Below are 23814 nucleotides of genomic sequence, written 5' to 3'. Positions count from 1 at the left end.
TTATAAGGTGGCGGTCAAAATGTTTTTTTCAATATTTTCTCCCAAAGGTGGAGTGGGCAAGACAACCCTTTCTCTTGCACTTGCGGAAGCTTTTTCCTACAACTACAAAACGTGCGTGGTAGAATTTGATTTTTCTCCAGGTGATTTTGCAGTAATTTTAAATCTTGATACTTCAAAAAGTATAACCGGCATATCAGCAGGAAAACCTGTAGAAAATTTGATTCAGACACCAAAGAATAAAAAATTTGACGTTATTCTTGGAGGATATCCAGGAGAATATGAAAAAATTACTCCTGATGACTTTAACAGAATGATAAATGTACTTAAAAATCTTTATGATGTTTTAATCCTTGATATCCAGCCAAACTTCATGGAAATATGCATAGATGCAGTAAACACTTCTGATAAAGTTCTTCTGGTAGTAGAAGACAATCTTGCAGTGAGTGCAAGGATAAATGGCTTTCTGGAATGGCTGACGGTAAACAATTTAAGTGACCTCAGCAATTTTGTTTTTCTAAGAAACAAGATGCTGAATAAAACACCGGTTTACCTTGACAAAATAAAGTACAAACTTCCGATAATATATTCTGTTCCATTCATAAAGAGGCTGAATGGCTATCAAGACAAGCGCTTATTTTACCACACAAGAAAGATTATGAGGCTTCTTGTATCAGGAGTGTGATAACATGGGACTTGTAGATAGAATTTCGCAAATAAGAGGGGAAACAAAAATTCAAGTAGATGAAGCGCTTTTGAAATATGTAAGAAGTAATGTTCTTGAGGCATACGACAACATTGCAGGAGATACCGAAAAAATGAGAGAGCTCTGCAGAATGTACACAGATAAGTATTTTTCAGAAAACTACACTTTTATTCCCGACGACAGAATATACGAATTAGTATACGACACTCTTTTTGGATTGGGCCCAATTGAAAAGCACTTAAAAAATCCCAATGTTACAGACATCTATGTCCTCGGCACAAATATAACTTATATAGAAAACGGCGTAAAAAAGAAAGACCCTGAAGGGTTTATCTCAGCAGAGGAAACAAGGCGCGTAATAGACAAAATAGCAGCTTTAACTCACCAGACAATAAATACACAGCAGCCTCATCTGGATGCTGAACTTTATGACGGTTCCCGTGCGCTTTTGGTGATACCGCCTGAATCTACAGTACCGGTAATAACAATCAGAAAGCACACCAGCAGAGCAAAAACGCTGTATGAATTAAAAAGCGGACTTGTAAACCTGACAGATGAAATTATTGAATACTTTAAGGATGCCGTAAAATCAAGAAAGAACATAATAGCAGTAGGGCAGACAGGTGCAGGGAAAACAACCTTTCTAAATGCTTTAACTTATTTTATACAGCCTGCACATGTGGTAGCAGTATTAGAAGACACACGTGAAATGCAGCTTCCTCTTGATAATGTATACTACTTTAAAATACGCAAAGGCACAGATGAAGTAAAACCAATTACCTGGGCAGATATTTTAAATAACTGCCTGAGAGCTAATCCCGACAGAATTATACTGACAGAAATAAGAACTCCTGAGGCTGCATATGAATTCCTGGACACTTTAAATTCCGGTCACAGAGGATCTATGACTACAATCCATGCATCCAGTGTTCTGCTCGCACTTCAAAAGCTTGAAATGAAAGTAAAGGAATACAAAAATATGGACGACCTGGTTTTGAGAAAGCTTATAACAGACACGGTAGATATCCTTGTATTTTTAGATATTCTCGAAAACGAAAGAGGAGATATTGTTGGAAGAGTAATAAGGGAAATAGCAGAGCTCAATGGCCTCAATCCGGATGGGAGCTACAGCTTAAAATACGTATACAGGTATAGATAATCCGGCAAAGGTGGTGAAGAAATCTTGAGAACAGTATACTGGAGTGCCGGTGAAACAGCTTATAAAACCCTTTTAGCCATTAAAGAAGCAGAAAAAACAAACAGCATTCTTGTAGATTTCAAGGAGTTTTTCCCCAGCATCCACAAATATTTTGGTATAGACTATGTTCCCAAAACAGAGCTTTTAGAATTCATAAAAAGAGGAAAAACAGACATAGAGCTCTTTTTGTCTGTACGCAAGAAGGTAAGACTTTTTACAGGCTTTAATATTGAGGACAGCCTCAAATTTAATACGGAAGATATGATGAAGATAATAGAAATGCTGGGTCCCGATGCAGTATTTGATACAAACGGCGGCATATTTTTTTCATCAACATATGCTGCACTGAAAAATGCAGATAAAATATACGTTGTAATGGAGCCATTTGAACTTTCATACTATACAACTTCAGAATACATACGGTTCTTAATACAGCAGTGGGATATTCCTGCAGATATTATGATAGGCGTAGTAATAGGAAAAGGTGATGTTGATGCAGCAGCTGCTGTGACAGGGCTCAAAAGAGTTATAAGGGAGAGGATATAAAATGCTTATAGATCCATTAAATACCAACGTTAAAAAAATTGACGAGATTAACTTTCAATTTCTGTGTGACCGGTTCACTGAAGAAAAACCAGACATAATAAATAAATATGCAGAAGGAGTAATATCGGAAGAAACCCTTGAAAATGAGCTTAAATATTTTTTGTCAAAGTACAAAGTAGGATTTGAACATGTAAAAACAATGAAAAACATGCTGTTTGGATATGGAATTCTGGATGAGTATATTAACGACCCGGAAGTTACTGATATTTTGGTTAATAACCCTCAAACTATTTTTATCAAGAAATTTGGGGAAAAAATAAAAGTACCTGTTACTTTTAAAAGTGAAGATGAGCTTTATAAATACTGTTACAAAATCGTAGCCATGAACGGAGGCACTATAAACCAGAACCAAGCGCAGGTAGTAGTAACTGACAGAAAAAGACACTTAAGGATTGTGGTGAGTCTTCCACCAATCTCTGTAGGTTCGCCAAATATAAGCATAAGGAAGCCGGCTGCGTCCCAGTCACTTGATATGCTCGAAAAAGCCGGCATGTTCGATGTTTTTACAAAACAAAGATTAAAGAAATATGTAAAGGACAGCAAAACGATAATTATTGCAGGAAAAGGCGGTTCCGGTAAAACTACTCTGATGGGTGCTTTGATTAATGAAGTTCCGCTCAGTCAAAGGTGTATATTAATTCAGGAAACAATGGAAATAATGCCAAAACATCCGGATATCATTGTCCAGCTTGTGCGCATTTCGGACAACCCTGAAATAAAAAACTATACCCTATTCGATTTAACCAAATATGCCCTTTTAATGAGCCTTGACAGAATTTTTATTGGAGAGATGAAGGACCGTGAAGCTTTTGACTTCTTTAATGCGGTATATACGGGGCACAGAGGCTCAATGGCAACACTACATGCTAACTCTGCCGGTGAAGTGGTAAACAGGCTTCTGCAGCTTATGAGCCGTGCAGATGTGGACCTCAAAGAAGATACCTTAAGGAATATGCTTTACAGCTCTCTGGATGTTGTAATATTTTTAGAAAAATTTAGAGTAAAAGAAATAATGGAAATCAACAAAGGGTAGAAAGAAGGTGCATTTTATGTTTTTTGTTTTACTTGCAGCTTCAGTGATTTTTTTCGCTGTATCTATATATCTTTTCCTTAATATGCTTAATTCTGAAAACAAAATAATTAAAGAACTTGATAGAATTGTGGATATTTTTGAACTGAATGCGTATGGTCTTGACGGCAGAACTCTGTTTATTATTATCCTTTTTGCACTTGCAGTAATTTCAGTAAGATTTATTTATGTCCAGTTCTATCAGGGGTTTTTCATACTTGCAGTGCTCCTTTACCTTACGTACGAATTCAGCAAATCTGCTGCTGGTTTCCGTATCAAAAAAATAGAAAAGCAGTACATTGATTTTTTAAACCTGTACAGTAATTTTTTCAACACCTTCAACAACTGTCCTGATGCTTTGAAAGAAACAGCAAAGTATCTCAAAAATCCACTAAAAAGTATAATTTCAAAAAAGGTTCTTGCATATGAAAGAAGCCTTAAAAATTTCGATGAAATTCTAACAACACTTGAAGAAGAAATTGACAGTCTTGAATTTAAGAAATTTTTTCATTTCACAAAAATGTACAACAAGTACGGCGGGAATTACAATGAAATGCTTAATAAGTTAAAAGAGCAGGCTTTAAAAAACAGACAGCTCAAAGAAGAGCAGGATGTCAATAAAAAGACAGCATATTTGGTTTTAGGAATAGTAATTCTCATAAGCTTTGCAGCATACTTGGGACTTTCCCCGCATGACGTTTATACTTTAACCCACACGCCCGCAGGTATCGCAGTTTTGGTTTATAACTTTTTTTCATATGTCTTTGCAGTGGCTATCTTAAAGAATATTTAAAAAAGGAGATGAATGTCTTTGAAGTACGCAGCAGTACTTCTTTTTTATTTTTTTCTACCTGCTTCTGTCCGAAATGTATATATCTTTGCTCAAAAACAAGTATCAAAAAACAGCAAAAGAATACAGATTTCCGTTTTTATCTGAAGCCAGCAGAGAAAGACTTAACAGGAAACTGGAAAGACTGGAATACCCATTTGGTTTAAATGCAGACAAATATATGGTCTACAAAATCCTGATACTTCCGCTTTCTGCTCTCTATGCTTTAAATTTTCAAATGCAGTTTGTCCAGGCTGTAATTTTCATAACCGGACTTTTCTTTGCTCCGGACATTTATCTTTATTTCAAAGAAAAAGAAATGCGTGAGGCAGTAAGAAGAGAAATTTTGACAATTGTTGATATTTTTGAGGCCGGCACTGCTGTGGACATTGACTACGGAGAGCTTATGTATCTTGCATCAAAAGCAGTAAAAACAAGATGGCTTTCCAGGAAGCTGGAAAAAATAAGTGCTGAGTATCACGTAACAAAAGATAATAAACGGCTTTATGATTCTATTAAAAATATTGCCGATCTTCCGGAGCTTATATCGTTATCAAACATTCTGGAGCAGAAGGATGTTACAGGGCGTGCAAAGGAGATGCTCAGCAACCTTTCCTATACACTTTATTCTTATCAGCTGAGTCAGGCTATGACAAAAAACAAAACTTCTGACTACAAAGTTCTCTTTGCAAGCTTTCTTATTGCAGCAGGAGTTTTTGCAGTCTACTTTGCTACTTTGTTCCCGGATGCCATGTCGGGGATAAGGGTATTATTCCATTAAAGGAGAGTGAGAAGAAATTGAAAAATGGTTCTGCGCAGATAATAGCCTTTATTTTGATTCTTGTTTTTGCTGCAGGAATAGCTTTTGCTTCTACAAAAGCAGTAGGAAATACAGTTTCTTCTGGTGTAATTCACACTAATGATTTGGTTAATAATGTATTGAACTCAAAATAATAAGCTTATAAAGCTGCTTCAAAGGCAGCTTTATAGATAAAAATAAAAATTTAAGGAGGGTTGCAAAATGGGTAAACTTTTGGCCAAAATCAAAAAAGGTTCAGCAGAGATAATAGGGTTTATAATCTTGATTGTATTCATAGCAGTAGTTGCAGCACCAAGCATCAAGACGCTGGGTCAAACAGTAAAAACAGGAGTAGACTCTACCAATACACAAGTCACTCAAACAATACAGCAGCCATAAAATTTACTGCTAAGGGAGGCACATGCGCATGAATAAGCTTTCAGCCAAAATCAAAAAAGGTTCAGCAGAGATAATAGGGTTTATAATTTTGATTGTATTCATAGCAGTAATTGCAGCACCAAGCATCAAGTCACTGGGTCAAACAGTAAAAGCAGGAGTGGATTCTACCAATACACAGGTTACTCAAACAATACAAAAATAAAACCTACAGCAAGCAGGCCGGTACTTCAAAGCCTGCTTGTTTTTTTATCAGAAAACAGCTTTTCAGGACGGTGATCCGGATTGAATGCAGGGAAACTTTACAAAAGAGGTTCAGTTGAAATAATTGCATTTCTCCTGATTCTTCCTCTTCTGCTGATGCCTATTTTTAATTCGATTCAAAACTTTATAGCTTTAACCAGACACGACATATTGAAGCAGGTTACAAGAGAAGCGCTTCTTATAGCTGAAACACATGGAGGTCTTACCCAGCAGGATGTAAATTCAATAATCAACTATCTTTCAAGTAAGGGGTTTGATGTTTCAAAAGTTAGAATTTACTACAGTCCTGCTCCAGTAAATTACGGCAGCGAGGTATATGTGAAAATAACCTATGACACAACTATTTCTTACTTTACTTTTGGGTTAGGAGGTTTTAAAAAAGTTGAGATGTCGCTTCCAATGTCTTATGGACCAATCTATTCCATCAGCAAGTACTATCAGAGGCAGTAAAAAGGGTTCTGCTGTTTTAATACTTGTGCTCCTTTTTTCATCAGTTTTAATTCTTGCAAATATAGGTTTTGTAAATTACAGACTGCTTTTAGCTCAAAGAGATGCTCTGGAAGATGCAGTAACATCAACAGCACTGGCAGAGCTCGCAAAAACCGACCCAGTAAAAATGGCATACGGAGAAATTGAAATCTTAGCTTCTGCTCAGGATTTTATAAATGACCTTCAAAAAAATATTCCTAATACACTAAACAGTTCATACTGGAGAATAGACTTAAGTACTGCAAAAATAATTATTTACAATACTCCGGGTACTGCACCTGATGGAACATATATTGCAAAGCCATCAATATATGCTGACATAACATTTTATATTCACGATGTATTCAAAAGAGAAGTACCTATAAGGGTAAAGAAAATAGTGAGTATCGATTACAAGCTGTAAAAAAAGGAAGGGAGAGATTTTTGTGAACAAAAAAATAATAATTGCGGTTATTTCATTTATTCTTGCTGTAACAGCCGGTTTTGGCGAATATGTGTATTTTCAAAACCTCAACAAAGCTCCATATACTGCGGCCGTAGCTTCAGAAGATATAAAGCCAAATGAACCGCTGGAGGGGAAAATTAAATATATTAAGACCAACATTCAGGCTCTAAATATTCAGATAACAGGAAAAGAATATGCGAAAATTTTAATTCATAAAGGTTCAATTATTACTGCTGAAATGGTTACGAGTGAAAAGAAAAATCAAAACTTAAAAGAAGTAGCTGTTAAGGCTGACCTAATAAATCTGGTAGGCGGGCAGGTAAAAGCAGGAACATTTGTTGACGTAGGCTTTATACCACAAAAAGATTATCAAGATCAGTATCCTGCGGGTATTATTCTACACCATGTACAGGTAGCAAGTGTTTTCACCCAGGAGGGTGTAGAAATGTCTGACAAAGTATTTGGCGGGGCTCAGGTATCATCTACTCCTGCAGGTGCAGTCCTTTTGTTAAGTGAAGAAGATATTGTTAAGCTTAAGAACTATGAAGCACACGGCACAATTTACTTTGTTGTCGATTCTAACCAAAACCCGTGAAAGTGGCAGGTGGTGAATATTGATTCTCTTTCTAATTTTTATAGCTTCTTTCTTGTTTTTTGTTACTTTAATTGCTCTGCATGAGTACAGGTTATATCAAATTCAAGTTCGCCTTAACAGGCAGCTTTTGAAGCAACCGGATGTTAAATTTAACCTTTTTTCATTTATCGGTAAACTGTACAGCAAATTGGAAGTAATGCTGAAAGAAGCCGGAATAAGAATTGATACTGATGATTTTATTCTTTATTTTCTGTACCTATCAGTAATAATTATTGCTGTTGGAAGTGTTTTTGATCGTTTAACTTATTCCTTCATTGTTATTGCATTTTTAATATTCGTTGTAAAGGCTGCTGCGGATATGATGAAAGAAAGGCGTAAGTTTGAAATGGAAAAAAACTTTGGAAATTTTGCGTCCGAAATATCAGTGCTGTTAAAAGCAAACCCTAATCTGAGTTCTGCTATAGAAGAACTAAGCCACAGCATTTCAGATAAGCTTTTAAAAGAAGAAATAAATGCAGTTGTGAATGATATAAACACAGGTCTTTCCGTTGAAAGCGCCTTAAAAAACTTTAAAGACAGGAATTCATTTTCAAAAGTAATAAGCTCATGGGTAGACAGTATTATTTTTGCGAACATGACAGGTGCAAGCCTTACGGCTGTGTCTGAAGAAGCTGCTGAGCGGATTAACAAAAAGATAATAAGGATGAAAAATATAAGGCAGAAAACAGCAAGACTGAAAATGGTTGCTCTCTCAATTCTAGGGCTTATGATTATAACTTTTGGCATAATGGGAAGTTCAATGCCGGGATTTAAGGAAGCTTTTGACCTTCCTATCGGGAAAATAATTCTCCTTATTACAGCAGTAATCGTAATTGCAACAACATACTATATTTTTAACAGCATCAACAGGCTCTTAACTTTTTAAAAAACAAATTTGAAGGGTGATAGGTATGAAAATAAAAGCTCCTAGGTTTGACAGATATATAGACAGGCTGTTTGATGATGAGCCGTCAAGAGACTTTCTCAAAAAGCTTGATAGAGGCATTAAAACAGTAGGCGGGGTAGATGTTCAGCTGCCTAGTACTTCAAGCGGATTTAAAATTTTTTCCATACCCGTAACAGATGCATACGAGTTTATATCGCTGATGGCAGTTCTGGTAGTCATAGTTCTGGCCACAGAAATTTTCCTGGCTGCTCCCGGTCAGGAACTTCTGGTAGTGGGCTTTGCTTTGACAGTGCTGGCCTACCCTCCTCTTTTATATTATGCAAAGCTTAAGAAGTTTCAAAAGGTTTTTCTTTTGGATTTTGCAGACGTACTTGATACAATGCTTCAAGGATTAAGTGTAGGACTTCCTGTGGAAGAAGTACTGGATTATGTTGTAAAGACTAAAAACAATACAGCAGTTCCGTTTTTTAAAGAAGTTGCAATAAGAATCAACGCAGGGCAGTCGCTTCAATCAGCTTTAAAAGAAGTTACCCCCAAAACTTTTTCGCCCGAATTTGAGCGCATGGCTAGAGTGCTTGCATTAAGAACAGCTACTACGGCAGATATTACAAAGTCACTACAGACCCTGCTGGATAATATAAACACAGAAGTAGAACTTAATATTCTGACAGAGGCAGAGAAAATGAATGTAAAGCTTCTTTTTCCTATAATTGTTGGCTATGTGTTCCCATTTATGATGCTTGTGCTGTATCCGCTAATAGTGCAAATTTTCCAAATGAATGGTATAGGAATCTTCTGAAAGGATGATGCCATTGGCATATCTAATTTTTAAACTTCTGGGTTTAGACTTCGTTATAGAAGCAGTTCTGGCTCCACTGCTGCTTCTCCCTTTAGGGTTCAGAGTGGAGCCTCTGCTTTTTTATATAAGGTTTAAAAATGTACTGATACAGGATGTAAAGTACATACACACATGGAAGTACAAAAAAATTCGCTATTTAGAAGAAAAAGAAAACTTTAAGAAGCTGCTGCAGGAAGAATATATTGAATCATTTAAAAAAGCTGCAAAAAAGATGAGAAACAAAAGTGTATTTTTTGTAACAAACCAGTGGGTTGTTCAGAACGTGCTTATTACACTAGAAGCAGAAGGAGTATTAAAATTTTTCCCGCTTGAAACGGTAGAAAAAGTCCAGGCAGCAGAAAAGCTGGTGTTTATAAGTACAAGATATATTTATAAACATTTGTTCAATATAAAATTTTGGAGAAAAATATTTAGAAAAGAAAGAGTCACAAAGTTTCTTATTAAATTTATTTAGAAGGGATGATTAAAATGAGCAGAAGGCTTTACCGTTCAAAAAAGAATAAGATGATTGGTGGAGTATGCGGCGGTATAGCAGAGTACCTCGGAATAGACCCCACAATTGTAAGACTTATCTGGGCATTTACCACACTTTTCTGGGGTGCAGGGATTATAATTTATCTTCTCGGCTGGATAATAATACCGGAAGAAAAATAAAAATTTTTTTGTTATAACAGGAGCTGTACATTTTTTTAAAGTTTATAAGAAAGGATGATAAAAATGTGCCAAGTATTGTTATCAATAAAGCCTGAATATGTGGAAAAAATTTTTAAGGGTACTAAACGATTTGAGTTTAGAAAAGTGAAATTTAAAAGAAACGATGTCAATAAGATAATAATTTATTCTACTTCTCCGGTTATGAAAGTTGTCGGAGAGGCAGAAATAACAGGAATTATTGAGAATACACCTTCTGAATTGTGGGAGCAAACAAAAGAATACGCTGGTGTTGATAAAAAGTTTTTTGATGAGTATTTTAAAAATAAAGAAAAAGCTGTTGCTTACAAGCTTGGGGAAATAAAAAAATATAAAAAACCACTTCAGCTGAAAGATTTAGGGATAAAAAATCCTCCGCAGTCTTTTATATATGTCTATATGCGATAGTTTTGGAATTGATAATAAGTCTTGTTGTTTTAATCGTTCCAATAGGATGGTGAATTATAATGTTTAACCATAAAAAAGGTGATGCAGTTCTTGTACTGTTTATATATCTTACATTTTTATTTTTTATGCTTATTGTAGCTTCTCTTCTGTATATTCGCCTGGCATCCAACCAAACGGCAGTAGATAATATTTGTGCGGAAGCAGCATCAAGAGTGCTTTGGGATAATCTAAACAGCCAAAAAGAAATAAGTAAAAATGATATCGATAACAAAAACTTTAAATATAATAATGCCAAATTAGATGAAGATAAGGCAGTTGATATTGTCGTTCAAACTTTTGCCGAAAAGGGGATGGAAACACAAAAAGTACAGGTGTATACGAATGGAAATATTCTCTATATTGAGGGAGACGTAAAACTTAAGACACGAAATGTGTTCAATCCTGGTGAAGATTTCAGGTGGGTACATTTCAAATATAAAACAAGAATCTATAAAAATCATCTATAAAAGAAGAGGTGTTTTTGTATGGAAATTGCAAAAGAAGGTGATATCGATGTTTCTACGTAAAAGAGTTATAATATTAACAGCAGCTGTTATATTTGTTCTGGGCATATTAACAGGAACCGGAATTGGGTATTATAAGTACGTTTATGCGCCTCAAAAGATGTCCCAAAAATTTGCACAGGAATCATACAAACAAGTGGCTGAAATGTATACTGCCGGCAGGGTAATAGATGTAGAGAAGGACAGAATAAAGGTTCATGTAGAAATAGGAAAATATGACAGAGGTAAAGATGTGACATATGTCATAGGCCCTAACACAATGATTCAAATAGGAAACGAACTTGTCAACTCTCCTGGCAGCAGTGCAGACTTGAGAAAGTACTTTGCAAAGAATCAATACATTGAACTTCTTGTGCAGCCGGATGGCACTGTGGTGGCAGTGCACAGAGAATATCTGCCCGGAGAGAGTTTGAACAAATAGTGGAATTGTTAAAAACAAGCGAAACAGCAGCCAAATCCAGGATTTTTGTGGAATTTACAAAACAAAAAATAATGCAGATTAAGTTTTTGTTTATCTTCTTTTCTGTTTACAAGTATGCTATAATTATGTTGAAAATATGAGGTGAAATTTATGGGGAAATATGATTTAGCATTTAAAAATATGTTTTCTGGTTTAACAAGTGATGCAATAAATTATTTTTTAAAGATAGAGTACCAAAAACTTGAAGAACTTAACATAGAATTTCCCATAATAGAGTCCAGAGAAAGTGATATGATTTTTAAATGTATTACTAAAGAAGGGAATCCTTTAGCTGTACACATAGAATTTCAGTCAAATAACGATGATGAAATGCCCTATAGAATGTTAGAATACGCTGCTTTAATTATGAGAAAATATAATTTAAAACCATATCAGGTAGTGATATATGTAGGAGAAAATGAACTAAACATGTCTGATAATCTTAACTTTTCGTTCAATGAAAAAAACTTTTTGCGATATAACTATAGAATAATAGATGTAAGTAAAATAAAGTTTTCTGAAATAACAAAAACAAACTATTACGAATTGTTTGCTCTTCTTCCCCTTATGGATAAAGAAAAAAGAAAAGAAGATGAAGAAAAATATTTGCAGGAATGTGCGAAAGTGATAAGTAGTATACCATTAGAAGAAGATAGAAAAAAGGAAATAGCTGCAAGAGCTAAAATTTTTGCAGAATTAGTTTATAATGAGGGTACTGTCAATAGAATTTTTTCGGAGGTGACAAAAATGGTAAATCTTGAAAAATCAAAAACATACAGAGAACTAATAGAAAGAGGAAGACAACTTGGCTTAGAAGAAGGGAAACAATTAGGATTAAAAGAAGGATTAAAAGAAGTTGCAGTAAGACTTTTGAAAAAGGGCATGAGCATAGAAGAAGTAAAAGAAATTGTGTTACTTGATGAAGAAGAACTAAAGAAACTCACGGAAAAAATTGAAGAAAAAGAAATCGAAGATAAAGTATCAAATATTATCAAGAATGCAAAAACAGCAAAAAAGGGAGTAAAGCTGAATTAAGTAGTTTTGCTCCCTTTTTTGTTTTTATAATCAGAACTTCTAAGTTTTCAAAATGAGCGGCTCGTTCAAACAACGTATTATAGAAATTAGCCATTATTACTGCAGTCTTGCACAAAATTTTTCTGCTCTTTTTAACTGTATCGATTATATCTTTGTCACTGTAATTGGCAAACATCCATTTATAGGCTTCTTCATCCCAAACTCTGGGATCCCTTCTATTTTAAAGTATCAGCAGAACAAAAAAGGCAAATAAGAATCAAGAAATAAAAGTCAAGAATAAAGAAAAACAAAAGAAAAAGATTTTAGAGAAAGCTTGACTTTTTAAATAAATTAGTTTAAAATATAAGCAGATAAAACTTAGGAAGAGGTGGCTTTTATGAAGCTTAAAACAGCCCTAAAAATTATACTTGTATTCCTTGTTGCGTTTTCCCTTGCAGCGCCGACATATATGTTCATTCCCAGCAGCGTACTTAACAGAGCAGATTCAGGATCTTCAAAATTCATGGATGAAGCATATGCTGCAAGCAGTGTAGAAAATGTTAATCCTTCAACTGACCCTGTAAGAGTAGCAAAACTGTGGATAGGCAGAAAGTACTTTATCAGAAATGCGGAAAAGTTTCCGACGGATATAGCTCCATATATAGATAAGAATGACCGTACACTTGTACCTCTAAGATTTATAGCATATGCACTCGGCTTAGGTGAAGAAAACGTCGTATGGAATGAGCAGGATCAGACAGTAACTATAAAGGCTGATATAACTTTCCCCAAGTTTTACACACTGCCTCAAAAAACACTCAAAAGAACACTGGTGTTCAAGATAGGCAGCCCTGAATTTACAGTGGACGGTCAGACCAAAACAATGGATACAGTTCCTGTCTTGGTAGATAGCAGAACAATGCTCCCTGCAAGGTTTGTGGCTGAAAACCTTGGCTATGAAGTGTTATGGAATGAACAGAGGCTTGATGTGACGTTTGTACCGAAAATAGACACAAAAATACAAACTTATATAGATTATTCTAAAAGTATGATGGGATATATGTACCCTGTCCTTGAAGGAGATCCACTCTTTGATACAACAATACCCTACTATAAAAAGTATTCCACTTTCCCTGATGATGTAAAAATTTTGAACAGCATAGTTGGATTTCCTATATTCAGGCGAATATCAGATGGTACTGATCCTAATATTTATCCAATAGATGTTGATGGTGCATATAACAATTTAAGATTCCAATACAGCGTTATAGAAGACCCTAAAAAATTTTATTATGGTCACTGGATTACATTCTGGATCTATCACGATTATCAACCGGGTACTCCTCAATATGACCGCTTTCCTAAAGTAACTCTTGATAACTTTGACTACTATGTAAAACCCCTTATGGCAGTATATTTCCCTGATAACTACGAAGAGATAACTCAAAAAATTAAAAATATATTCATCAATTCACCAGGCAAAATGCCTCAATTTGATGTTTATTCTGTTTCAGATGAAAAACATCCTCCATATCTTAATATTAGTACCCCAGGCGCTGATGGAAGAGCTGACCCAGTTATGATGGAAATAAAAACACAAAACTGATTTAGACCATCTGCTGCCCCTTTTAAAGGGGCTTTTATTTTTTTAGGAGGTGGTGATATCTTGCTGAAAAAATTTCCTCTTTTTGCTGCAGTTTTGATTCTTTTTGTTTTCTCCACTGCAGCAGTTTACGCACAGACAGCACTGACGTCAGATGATATTGTAAACAACCCTAATATACTGAAGCAGCCGGAATTTACTAATTTGACTTATCCCGAAAAAATTAATCTATTAAGCACTCTTCTTAACAAAATGGGGGTAAAAACATCAATAGATCTGCCAAACGGGCCTAATGTATATCTGGACCTTGACCTTTTAATAAACTACGGCGCAGTAGTGTATACAGTAAAAGACCCCAATACAGGTCTAAAATACACACCTCAGGAAATAGGAGACCTTATTAAAAAGTATTCTCCCGTATATATAAGCGCTCCTCAGGAGTCAAAAAAAGATTCTGAAGGAAATATTCAATGGAGATACCTCGGCTTTACAATGGATAGAGTACCGTATACAAACCTGGAGTTTCCCGATGATGCGCCGTGGAGTTCGAGTACAAAATATTACATTCAAACACCGTGGTATGCATCCAAACTGCCTCCGGAAATAAGACAGGTGACAGGCGGAAAGCCTCTTACAGTATTTCCAAGTGATACTACATTAGGAACAATTCAGTTGCAACCTCACTCTCCTATTTATCAAGAAGGTGTTTGGCAGCAGATAGTGGACCAGCTCATAGCATCAGGCCAGCTGTTTCCAGGCAGAGATGCAGTAACAGGTGAACCCATAAGCATAGATGACCTTCTTAAACAAGAAGCTGCAACCAACAAAAATACTGGCTACTGGTACGTGCAGGCACCAGTCTTCTGGCTCAACAACTGGCTTGAAAGGCTGCCTGTGCTCCTAAGGATATGGCATGACAAAGAGGGCTATCCATGGTACAAAACATTTAAAGTAGAGATAAAAGGTTATCCTGACTATGTTGTGGAAGGTATACAGAAAAGTATAGATGACCCGAGCCTGCCATCAGTGGTTTTAAAGGACAACGGATGGTATGAGATATCCGGCACAGTGATTTTTAAACAAAACAATCTTGGATACTACATGGCTAACAATGTACCGTGGAGTGTAGATATACAGTACTATTCGCCGTATACAAACTCATACGTTTATCCGGACAAAATAACGGTTTATATTCCAGCTCTTGAAAAAAGTGTAACCGGGAATTATTCAGAGATCCAGAAGGAGTATTTATCAAGTTCAGATAATGGGACATATGCAGGACTTAATTACAATGGACTAGAAGATTACTTTTCAACTAATGGACAGCAAAATTTAATACTTTATTTTATTACTGGTACAATATCCATATCACCGCCGCCCAGTAAAGACTACACACAGGTTGTAATAACAGCAAAAATAAACGGCGGAGCTGAAGGAGATCATAAGTTTCAAGAGAGCGTAAACCCATACTACTATTATGGAGAACCAAGTACGGCCGAATTTAATAAATGGGCACAAAAATACGGTGCAGCATTAATAGATCCTTACAGTACTTCAGGGCACCAGAATGAACTTTCAGTAAAAATACCGCTTATAAATGTTCTGATTACCAAATCTGTAGACAAACCAATAATAACAACAGGCGAAGAAGCAGCATTTACAGTAAAAGTGGAGAACAAAGACGATACACGCTCTATAGATACACCTTTAACAGTAGTTGATAAAATTCCTCAGGGATTAGAAATTGTAAACTACAGTGCTACAAAAGGCACATATGATCCCGATCAGGGCATATGGAAATTCGACGGGTTAAAGCCTCACGAATCAGCAGAGCTGACTATCACTGTAAGAGGCACACTGGCAGGAACTTTTATCAATACAGCAAAATTAGTGGAGTTCGATTCAGAAGCTACAGCACAGATAAAAGTGCTCTCAAAAGATATAAAAATACAGAAGACAATAGATAAGCCAACAATAAGAGTAGGGGAAACAGCAACATTTACTGTAAAAATAGAAAACATATGGGATACAGATGCTAAAGATGTAAAAGTTCAGGATAAAATCCCAGATGGGCTTGAGATAGTGAATATAAATGCAACAAAGGGAAGCTATGACCCTGCAGCAGGAATCTGGGATGTAGGCTTAATGCCAGCAAAAAGTTCCGCAGAGCTTAACATAACAGTCAAAGGGACAAAACCCGGTGATTATCTAAATATTGCCACAGTAGACGAAAATTCAGATTCAGCAATACTTACTGTAACCGATGATTCACAGGATATAGAACTCACTAAAACAGCAGACAGAACATTTATAAACCTTGATGACCCCAAAGATCCCAAAACAGCAACATTTACAGTGACAGTTGAAAACAAGGGCAAAAATTCAGTAAGCGACATCATAGTAAAAGACAATCCATACATGAAAGGACTTCAGGTGCTGTCAGTATCCACATCCAAAGGCACATACAATTCCCAGACAGCAGAGTGGGCAGTGGGTACACTTGCACCTGGCGAAAAAGCAGTCATGACAGTTCAAGTAAAAGTACTGGAGAAAGGAATATATGTCAATACGGCAGAATATAAAGACAAAAGAGCTTCTGCAACAATATCATCCGAGTCACAGGACTTACACGGCAACCTAACTGCCGTCAGAATCTACACACTTAATGACCAGGGAGAAAATATAAACAATGTTGAATATCCACAGCTTGTCAGCGTAAGAGCAGATTTCGCTTCTCTTTTCAGCCAGCCGGGTTATGTAACAGTAAGACTCTATAAAAATGGTAACCTCCTTGTAGAAAAAACAAAACAAATAGCTCCTTTTGAGTCATGGCAGGAGGACTTTGGGAAGCAGGCAGCAACAGGAGCTACAACATTTACAGTTACGATAAACTATAAAAGCCCATACTTTGCTGGTGACAATGACGGTAAACTTTACGGAGAACCATACAAAACTACTGCAGGAAAAGAAGTTTTTGAAACGCAGTACTGGGACAATGTTTTAAGCAAAAACTTAAGCGGCGGACACAGCGATGCCTCCTCCTGGGTAGATTTCACTTTTACGGGATTTAATTACAATTCAAAAACAAAGATTTGGGAAGCAAAAGTGGGAGACAGTATAGGTACAGTAAACCTAACAAAAAACAATTGGTGGACATATGACTATTATAACTATGCAGACTTATATCTCACAGAAGCAAGGTATCCGGCACCAACAACTGTTAGAGTTTCCCCTTACACACAGGTATTACCCGGACCTATAGAGAAAGCAAAGTATAAAGACAAATATGAATGGTGGCTGCCTGATCCTTACGGTAAAGGACCATACAACCAGGAAACCATAACCTTCACAACAATTCCTCTTACCACAGCTTATGGCGATAGTTTTACCGGTAAAGTAATAACCACAAAAACATACAGCTGGAACACTGTACAGGGCTATCATTACGATACATGGTGGGAAGACCACGGACAGTGGGTAACCTATTACTATCCGGTTTATGACGATCAGGGGAACATCATAGATTACCAGCCGAGAGAAGTATGGGAGCCCAACTGGGTAATAGTGGGACGCGATCACTACTACACTTTATTCGGCCCAGAAGGACCTTACACCTATGTTGAAAATAAGTACTATCCAAACTACGGCAGAATTTCACCATCTGCATATGCACCAAAGAGATATATTGACGACCATTGGGCTCTAGAAAGCTTCCCATTTTATGATATGTATGTGCTTTTAACTGACTGGGACTACTATACGAATGAATATCCGGGCGGAGATGTACCAATGGTGTGGGCATATATCCCGCAGCACTTTGGATATGCATATCATCCTTTAAGGGTTTACTACAACAATGCTCCTGTAGCTTACTTTAACATTATTGGTGATATTTCGAAACCGAACGAAAGAGTAGAAATACAGAATTTAAGCTACGATCCGGACTATGATCCTATAGTAGAGACTAATTGGGAAGTAGACGGCAAAGTCTTCTACAGTGTCCAGGAACTTGAAGATTATATAAACGGACCAATGAAAGACATACCGGGATATCACATTATAAAGCTAACAGTGACAGATGATCCTACAGGAAGGTACTACAGGTTAGAACCAAGAACAAGTGAAGTTTATATGAAGAGCATATATGTGCATCAAAAGAATACTTCATTGCCGGTGTCATATAAAGCGCAGATAGACTTTGATAGGGACGTCGTATATACGATGTGGCATCCGTCTGACCCGTCAATCGCAATAGATCCCGAAAAGCATTCGTATCTAAAAATACATGTAGAAGTAAGAGACATTGGCTACTGGACATATGAATACGGAGTAAACAAAGAGAAAATTTTAAGGTTTGTACCTCTTAAAGTTCTGGACGTGCCGCAGCCTGAAACATTTATAGTCCGCTACAGAAATGCAGGAACACAGATTATAAAACCTGTTATGTTCGAAAACCTGGTAATAAACGGGAACAGCTTCAGCTATGATGCATACTTTGAATACCCGAAAGCAGGGAAGATTGACCTGAATGAAGAAACAGATTTGCTGAATCCTCTCAACATGGATACTTCTCAGGATTCGAAACTCATCATACCATTCGTAGTAGAGCACTTTGGTGAGGTCAGGACACTGGTAAAAGACCACGTTGCAGTGAATGCATTCAATCCTACATTTGCAGACCCGCCCGGCCCAGACAGAACAGTATTCTTCAGAATTTATGGACTTGGTGAGAAAATAACAGATAACTACATTTTAAAAGATGGAGCAGTTACAAGAGACAATCCGGATCCTGCAATGTTCCCGCAGCCGAAGATAGGGAAATTCGTTGAAAAAATTGACAATAAGCTGCAGTGGATAATAGAGAGAAATGTGTATCCTTACTAGGCGCTGTCTTAAAAGGCAGCGCCTTTTTTGTTGAATCCTCGTGGAGGTGATAAGGAATGGCAAAAAAGAAAAACAACTACGACTCTCCTGATAAAGTGTTTTTGAAAAGTTTTATAGATGAATTTGCCAGAGATATTTTAGGTTTTAAAAATGCTACAGAGATTGAGATTACAGATTCGAATGTGCAGATTTCAGCAGAATTGCGCACTGATACCGTATTTTTAATCAAAAATAAAGGTTCAAATGATGTCATTCTTCATATTGAAGTGCAAACTTCAAACGATGAGGACATGGCTAAAAGAATGCATGATTACAGGTTTTTCTTAAAAGAACGCTACCCTGGGAAGGATATACTGCAAATGGTGTTTTACATTGGGCGTGAAAAGCCGAGAATGAAAAATGTGTATGAAGAAAAAATAGTAGTAAATGTACCACAACTTAACGTAAATTTTGTGTCGATGACAAAAACGGAATTTGGTATAATTGATATAGGAGAAAAAACGGTGGAACAAATTTTAAGAAGCAGAAACCATCTCCTTTTAAGCTTTTTATGCCTTGCTGAAAGAGACAAAAGGAATAAAAATCCGAATGCTTTTATTAAAGACTGTATAGAAAAAGCAAAAGAAAGTTTTAAAGCCCCTGAAGAGCAGGGAATGTTAAAAACCGTATATGAGGGCATTGCTGTACATGCCCCGCTTGCCGGTGTTGATAAAAATTTTGTTAGAGAACTTTTCAAAGATATGGAGGTGAACGCGATGATTGATGTGAAACAGCTGCCTCTTTATGAAGATGTGTATGAAGAAGGCAAAATACAAGGCAAAATAGAGGGCAAAATGGAAGTAGCTAAAAAACTTCTAAAATTAGGCATGGACATAGATAAGATTTTAGAGATAACAGAATTATCCAAAGAAGACTTAGAAAAAATAGAAAAAGTTACGCAAGAAGAGATTGTAAATTTTTATCTGAATAAGGAGGCAGGAAATAAAAAGAATATAAAACTGTAAATCACTGCACCTCGTTTTGAGGTGCTTTTTTTATTGAGGGGTGACGCTGATGGTAAAAAAATACCTTCAAAAAAGAATCAGCAGAGAAGGAATAGTAACTCATTTTGGGGACGATCTGGACAATCGCTTTGCAGTAGAAGCCCTAAAGCGTGCAGGTTTTGAAATCCCTGTTATTGACCGCACGCCCGCAGGACAGCCTGCTCCCAAAAGAGTCAATATAGATGTAGGATCTCCTGACTGCATTAAACCCATTACTTTAAAAGATGACGACACTATAATAATAGACCACCACTACAGCGGACACAAAAACACTTTGGAAATACTTCAGAAGTATCTAGACATTTATGTCCCTGAAGAGGCCGTAGAGCTTGCTGACAGCCCTGCAGAGCAAAATCCCCTAGAATACCGCACAGGACTTTCTCTTGCAAGGTACATGGACAATAACCTCTTATGGCAGTTAGCTGAAGAAAAGAAACTGTCAAAAGAACTCACTGATGAAGAACTAGAAAAATATGGGCTTAAAGAAGCTGCTGAGGAGCAGAAAAGAATAATCGATGATGCAGTCCGCATAATACAGCAGAACAGCTTTCCTGATAAAAAAGCAGTAGTAGTTAACCAATTTGTCAAAGCCGGTTCACAAATAGCCTATGCACTGGGATACGATATCTATGCATCAGTACAGGAACATCAAAACGGTGGGATCACCTTTGCAGTGACTGCAAAACCCGGAACTGTGCTGCCTGATGGAATAATCAGCTGGGCAGAAAAGCTCAGAGAGGATTATGGAGACGGCGTCTTTGTTAAACCGGATCGTACTATGGTAGTAGCTGGCGGACCTAAAAATCCAAACTTTTCTGTGCCTTTGACTTTTGATGAAGTAAGAGAAATAATACATCAAAATCTTTTGCCCAATGAAAAAATTGAAGACGATACCTTAAATACTGCTGTAGATAAGCAACTTCAAAAAATAAAGAATAATACTGGAAATAAGCTAAAACTAACTTTTCGGTAAAACAGCCTTTTTAAAAGGTTATTAAAAGGTACTGCTCTGTGCAGTACTTTTTTATTAGATAGTAAAAAAACTGCGATTGGAGGGATTAAAAATGCTCAACTTCTTTCAGACAGAACTAACAAAACTTATAAACAAAAAGAAAGGTGAAAACGTAGTAGGATTTGTAGCTTTAATTGCAGTAGTAGTTTTGTTCATCATTGTGATAAACAGAATTGCTCCCGGTTCAATACAGAACGCAGTACAATCTGTATTTGATAAAGTACAGAGCTGGATTAGTGGAAATCCATAAAAACACTATCTGGAAGCATACCTCTGACAGGGATATCTCTTGGAAAAGGGATATCCCTTTTTGTTTTTTATAGAACCAAATAAAAGACTAGGTGGTGATAGAATGAGTACTGGAAAGAGGTTTCTAATAACTGTTCTGACATTTTTATTGGCGTTAGGCCTGCTGCTGCCGTCAGCAATACAGAGGCCCACTGCAGATACGCAGGCAGGATTCATACTTTTAAGTCCGGGTAAGGACGGACAAATAGGTACAGGTGATGACATGTATGCAACAGAGAAAGGCGATACAGTAAAGGGTGCAGTAGACACGACAAAATATAGTTTAACAAGTTCAGTACCATCAAAGGTAGATGTAGGGAAAATTATACTGGCAGCAGATAATACATCAGTACCAGCAGATGGGAAAACAGTAGTAACAATTACTGCAACAGTTGTAGATAAATACAACAATCCAGTACCAGATGGATCAGTAGTTAATTTTACAACATCACTGGGAACATTAAGTCAATCATCAGTGAAGACAACTAATGGTGCAGCAGTAACAACAATAACATCAACAACAGCAGGAACAGCCACAATAACAGCTTCGTGTAATGGTGCTATATCATAAATTTCACTTGTTTTTTATCCAAAATTTTCAGGTTTTAATATAACGCCTAGTACAAAGAACATATTTGATGGTAATTGGGACACGTATATGTCACTAAAATATACACATTTATATATAACTTGGAATGGTGACTTATCTAATACGAAATTAAAAATAAAGATGTCAGGTGCTTTTTATCCCGGTGGGAGTCCTGAATATGCAATATTAAATGTTTTAGACGCTAACAATAATAGTTTAAGGTTTGAATATATTTATAATGGAACATCAACTATCGTTGATAGTGTAAAAGTAGGAGACTTTGTTTATAATAGCAGTAATTATACTTGGACAACTATACCTAGAACATTTGAGATAGTTATACCGCCTAGAGCTGTTAAACTAGATATTCTAGGATGTTCACATGGTGCAAAAATATATGAAATACAAGTAGTTAATAACTAATTTTCATTGAAAAATGGGGGGATTAAACTCCGCAAAAATATATACACTTACACCTGTACAAGCTAAAATAGTTCTTAAGTGAGAGCACGGTGTATTAACCGTGCTTTTTGTTTTGAAAAAAGTAGAAGGACTCTAATAAAACATTTAACGGTGGTGGTAAATATATGCTGAAAAAATACAAACAAGGCGACAAAATATACATTCAGGGGATCAGAACATGGAAAGAGCTTGTCAAAATTGTAATGGAAGCTAAAGCTGCAGGATACAGCTACATGGGGTATGATGAAATTCCCCAAATTGGCTATGCCGCAGTGTTTAAAAAACAGTTAGAAGCAGTATCAAGAAAGGAGAATAAAAGATGAATAATATAATCTTTAATAAGATCATAGGAATGCTGCTTCAAGAAATTAAATTGGCATCTGAAGCGAAAGCACAAGCAGAAACACAATCTGCTGCAAACTACTGGTCGGGATATTATTCAGGATTGAAACAAACATTAGAACTTTTATTAAAAGCAAAAGAATTTTTAAATTGCGAAAGAAATAACAACACATTTCTTTTATTAAACAAGAACATGTATAGGTTTCCTGTATACAAAGATAAGTGAAGTGAAGATAAAGTTGAAATAAAAACTAATAGAACTTTGTGATCCAATATGGAACAATATATGATTACAGCAAAAATCATTTTCTTAAAAATAAAAAGATTTAAATGTGGAGGCAGTTTAACATGAAGGTTAAAGATTTTATTGAAAAATGTCAATTGAATGAAATCTTTGAATTAGCCTTAAAAGAATTCGATGAGGAAATTCCATATTTGCTGCTTCCAATTATAAAAGAAAATTACCGGATAGATGAGAAATATATAAGTTTCTTAAATATGCTGAAAACTTTACAGCCTGATGAAAGCATAAAGGGCAAAATAACTGTTACTTTTTTCTTTGATACAGCACTTGACTGCAAGAACTCAAAAAATGAACGTCTGGAGTTTTTAAGCTGGGAAGAGGTACTTGCTTTGGATATTGCAATGCCTGAACAATATAGTTCTTTAGATTTTCTGCTTTTTGTTAGTGAACTTTTATACAGAATAACAATGTACGGGAGAGCCTTTGACAGGGAAACGAAAAACAGACTTATATATGAAGAAAAAATAAAGGAAAGCTTGATCCCGAAGATGGATTCCGCAAAAGAAAAGTTTATTAAAGCTGTAAAAGAAGCTGCGGCGCTTTTTGATTCACCACTAAGCATTGTTCCGCTTGGACTGGGATTTGCTCTCGTAATACTAATTTTAGCAAGATACAGTTTTTTCTTTGCCAATTTGTTTGTTTTGTTAATTGATACGAACTTAAATACACTTCCAATAAAGCTTTTATTTGCTTTCTTTGTGACTGGCGTATTTTTAACTGCCTCGTGGTTGAACAATTGGGCAGAAAGTTACCTTGATAAAGCTTTTAAGATGAAGCTCAAGGAAAATATAAAAAATTATCTAAAAGAACATCCAGAAGCAGTATCATTTTTGTCAACAGAGAGGTTTGAATCACTTGATTATTACTTTTCAAAACTATAGCATGTTTACTAGAAAAATCAAAAAAATTTTTTGATTTTAAATATCAATCCTGTTATACTACACAGGGGTGATA

30 protein-coding genes are annotated in these 23814 nt (G+C 36.1%); all 30 read left to right on the top strand.

The window, feature by feature from the left end; all coding sequences use genetic code 11:
* Positions 1–19: 19 nt before the first annotated feature.
* The 30 genes from OEI98_RS07995 (at position 20) to OEI98_RS07850 (ending at position 23741) form a co-directional block, all read left to right on the top strand.
* Positions 20–682 (top strand): AAA family ATPase, encoded by a 663-nt coding sequence (locus OEI98_RS07995; RefSeq protein WP_266036962.1) that lies wholly within the window; start codon positions 20–22, stop codon positions 680–682.
* A 4-nt stretch (positions 683–686) separates the two neighbouring features.
* Positions 687–1862, top strand: a complete 1176-nt coding sequence (locus OEI98_RS07990; protein ID WP_266036959.1) for a CpaF family protein — start codon at positions 687–689, stop codon at positions 1860–1862.
* A gap of 24 nt (positions 1863–1886) precedes the next feature.
* Positions 1887–2447 carry a hypothetical protein gene (locus tag OEI98_RS07985; protein WP_074592013.1) on the top strand — a complete coding sequence of 187 codons (561 nt, stop codon included), beginning with the start codon at positions 1887–1889 and terminating at the stop codon, positions 2445–2447.
* Position 2448: 1 nt separating this feature from the next.
* Positions 2449–3540 (top strand): ATPase, T2SS/T4P/T4SS family, encoded by a 1092-nt coding sequence (locus OEI98_RS07980; RefSeq protein WP_074592012.1) that lies wholly within the window; start codon positions 2449–2451, stop codon positions 3538–3540.
* Between the two features lie 16 nt (positions 3541–3556).
* The gene (locus tag OEI98_RS07975) at positions 3557–4369 is read left to right on the top strand and encodes a type II secretion system F family protein (protein WP_074592011.1); all 813 of its coding nucleotides are present in this window, start codon (positions 3557–3559) and stop codon (positions 4367–4369) included.
* Positions 4370–4454: 85 nt separating this feature from the next.
* Positions 4455–5186 carry a hypothetical protein gene (locus OEI98_RS07970; protein WP_266036954.1) on the top strand — a complete coding sequence of 244 codons (732 nt, stop codon included), beginning with the start codon at positions 4455–4457 and terminating at the stop codon, positions 5184–5186.
* 17 nt (positions 5187–5203) lie between these two features.
* Complete coding sequence (locus OEI98_RS07965) at positions 5204–5359, top strand: hypothetical protein (protein WP_266036952.1); 156 nt, start codon at positions 5204–5206, stop codon at positions 5357–5359.
* Between the two features lie 67 nt (positions 5360–5426).
* On the top strand, positions 5427–5603 hold the full coding sequence (locus OEI98_RS07960; RefSeq protein WP_167353628.1) for a hypothetical protein: 177 nt from the start codon (positions 5427–5429) through the stop codon (positions 5601–5603).
* 28 nt (positions 5604–5631) lie between these two features.
* The gene (locus OEI98_RS07955) at positions 5632–5805 is read left to right on the top strand and encodes a hypothetical protein (protein ID WP_266036949.1); all 174 of its coding nucleotides are present in this window, start codon (positions 5632–5634) and stop codon (positions 5803–5805) included.
* Positions 5806–5885: 80 nt separating this feature from the next.
* A complete protein-coding gene (locus OEI98_RS07950) occupies positions 5886–6314 on the top strand; it encodes a hypothetical protein (protein WP_266036947.1) in 429 nt (142 codons plus the stop codon).
* Complete coding sequence (locus tag OEI98_RS07945) at positions 6271–6756, top strand: hypothetical protein (protein WP_266036945.1); 486 nt, start codon at positions 6271–6273, stop codon at positions 6754–6756. Before OEI98_RS07950 ends, OEI98_RS07945 begins: the two co-directional genes overlap by 44 nt.
* Positions 6757–6778: 22 nt before the next feature.
* Complete coding sequence (locus OEI98_RS07940; RefSeq protein ID WP_074592007.1) at positions 6779–7393, top strand: RcpC/CpaB family pilus assembly protein; 615 nt, start codon at positions 6779–6781, stop codon at positions 7391–7393.
* 19 nt (positions 7394–7412) lie between these two features.
* Positions 7413–8318 (top strand): type II secretion system F family protein, encoded by a 906-nt coding sequence (locus OEI98_RS07935; RefSeq protein WP_074592006.1) that lies wholly within the window; start codon positions 7413–7415, stop codon positions 8316–8318.
* A 25-nt stretch (positions 8319–8343) separates the two neighbouring features.
* Entirely contained in the window at positions 8344–9138 is a 795-nt protein-coding gene (locus OEI98_RS07930; RefSeq protein WP_266036941.1) for a type II secretion system F family protein, read from the top strand.
* Positions 9139–9151: 13 nt separating this feature from the next.
* A complete protein-coding gene (locus tag OEI98_RS07925; protein ID WP_266036939.1) occupies positions 9152–9652 on the top strand; it encodes a hypothetical protein in 501 nt (166 codons plus the stop codon).
* A gap of 14 nt (positions 9653–9666) precedes the next feature.
* Positions 9667–9852 (top strand): PspC domain-containing protein, encoded by a 186-nt coding sequence (locus OEI98_RS07920; protein ID WP_074592003.1) that lies wholly within the window; start codon positions 9667–9669, stop codon positions 9850–9852.
* Between the two features lie 63 nt (positions 9853–9915).
* The gene (locus OEI98_RS07915; RefSeq protein WP_074592002.1) at positions 9916–10296 is read left to right on the top strand and encodes an ASCH domain-containing protein; all 381 of its coding nucleotides are present in this window, start codon (positions 9916–9918) and stop codon (positions 10294–10296) included.
* A gap of 59 nt (positions 10297–10355) precedes the next feature.
* Positions 10356–10802, top strand: a complete 447-nt coding sequence (locus tag OEI98_RS07910; protein WP_074592001.1) for a hypothetical protein — start codon at positions 10356–10358, stop codon at positions 10800–10802.
* Positions 10803–10848: 46 nt separating this feature from the next.
* Positions 10849–11280 (top strand): hypothetical protein, encoded by a 432-nt coding sequence (locus tag OEI98_RS07905; protein WP_074592000.1) that lies wholly within the window; start codon positions 10849–10851, stop codon positions 11278–11280.
* 150 nt (positions 11281–11430) lie between these two features.
* Positions 11431–12354, top strand: coding sequence for an Rpn family recombination-promoting nuclease/putative transposase (locus OEI98_RS07900; RefSeq protein ID WP_266036935.1), 924 nt, complete (start codon positions 11431–11433; stop codon positions 12352–12354).
* Between the two features lie 376 nt (positions 12355–12730).
* Positions 12731–13939 (top strand): copper amine oxidase N-terminal domain-containing protein, encoded by a 1209-nt coding sequence (locus tag OEI98_RS07895; RefSeq protein WP_266036933.1) that lies wholly within the window; start codon positions 12731–12733, stop codon positions 13937–13939.
* A gap of 60 nt (positions 13940–13999) precedes the next feature.
* Positions 14000–18820 (top strand): DUF11 domain-containing protein, encoded by a 4821-nt coding sequence (locus OEI98_RS07890; protein ID WP_266036931.1) that lies wholly within the window; start codon positions 14000–14002, stop codon positions 18818–18820.
* A gap of 56 nt (positions 18821–18876) precedes the next feature.
* Positions 18877–19824, top strand: coding sequence for an Rpn family recombination-promoting nuclease/putative transposase (locus OEI98_RS07885; protein WP_266036929.1), 948 nt, complete (start codon positions 18877–18879; stop codon positions 19822–19824).
* Positions 19825–19873: 49 nt separating this feature from the next.
* A complete protein-coding gene (locus OEI98_RS07880; protein WP_266036927.1) occupies positions 19874–20836 on the top strand; it encodes a hypothetical protein in 963 nt (320 codons plus the stop codon).
* Positions 20837–20927: 91 nt separating this feature from the next.
* Complete coding sequence (locus tag OEI98_RS07875; protein ID WP_074591994.1) at positions 20928–21125, top strand: hypothetical protein; 198 nt, start codon at positions 20928–20930, stop codon at positions 21123–21125.
* A gap of 102 nt (positions 21126–21227) precedes the next feature.
* Positions 21228–21734, top strand: a complete 507-nt coding sequence (locus tag OEI98_RS07870) for an Ig-like domain-containing protein (RefSeq protein WP_266036922.1) — start codon at positions 21228–21230, stop codon at positions 21732–21734.
* Positions 21735–21821: 87 nt separating this feature from the next.
* The gene (locus OEI98_RS07865) at positions 21822–22175 is read left to right on the top strand and encodes a hypothetical protein (protein ID WP_266036920.1); all 354 of its coding nucleotides are present in this window, start codon (positions 21822–21824) and stop codon (positions 22173–22175) included.
* 164 nt (positions 22176–22339) lie between these two features.
* A complete protein-coding gene (locus tag OEI98_RS07860; protein WP_266036919.1) occupies positions 22340–22537 on the top strand; it encodes a hypothetical protein in 198 nt (65 codons plus the stop codon).
* Entirely contained in the window at positions 22534–22782 is a 249-nt protein-coding gene (locus tag OEI98_RS07855; RefSeq protein WP_266036917.1) for a hypothetical protein, read from the top strand. The genes OEI98_RS07860 and OEI98_RS07855 overlap by 4 nt, the downstream gene beginning before the upstream one ends.
* Before the next feature lie 122 nt (positions 22783–22904).
* Positions 22905–23741, top strand: coding sequence for a hypothetical protein (locus OEI98_RS07850; RefSeq protein ID WP_266036914.1), 837 nt, complete (start codon positions 22905–22907; stop codon positions 23739–23741).
* Positions 23742–23814: the final 73 nt, after the last annotated feature.

This window comes from Thermoanaerobacter sp. RKWS2, assembly GCF_026240795.1.
GTDB lineage: Bacteria > Bacillota > Thermoanaerobacteria > Thermoanaerobacterales > Thermoanaerobacteraceae > Thermoanaerobacter > Thermoanaerobacter ethanolicus.
The sequence above is the reverse complement of the archived record's forward strand: the minus strand, read 5'-3'. Positions and strand labels throughout refer to the sequence as shown.